Genomic DNA, 344 nt, shown 5'->3' with positions numbered 1-344 from the left:
GGTCATAGGCCTTCCAAAAACCCTCCTCCGAGTGTTCCTTTGCTTTTTGTTGCAAGGCTTCCTCTATCTCGGTATCGTCCTTCGGCAAAGGTTTATAATAATAGACACTCTTACTCATATTGAGAACACGGCACGCCCTGCTGATACCGTAATGAATAAGTTCTTTGGTAATACTGCGCTTACGGCAAGGCTTTAAAGCTTTTTTTCAATGATCTCCTTGGCCATTTGATAGTCCAACGCCAGATTGGCGTACATCTGCTTAAGCTTGCGGTTCTCCTCTTCGAGTTCCTTAAGGCGTTTCAATTCTTTGGAATTCATGCCCGCATAACGCGAACGCCACTTAT

The 344-nt window shown here is 44.8% G+C and carries 1 pseudogene; it reads right to left on the bottom strand.

Annotated features, from left to right (window positions below):
• Positions 1–344, bottom strand: a pseudogene (locus tag BFP77_RS13210) (transposase); the annotation flags it as partial.

The sequence above is a fragment of the Maribacter sp. 4U21 genome (assembly GCF_002742365.1).
Classification (GTDB): Bacteria; Bacteroidota; Bacteroidia; order Flavobacteriales; family Flavobacteriaceae; genus Maribacter.
Note: the sequence above shows the minus strand (reverse complement) of the source record. Positions and strands in the feature narration are given on the sequence as shown.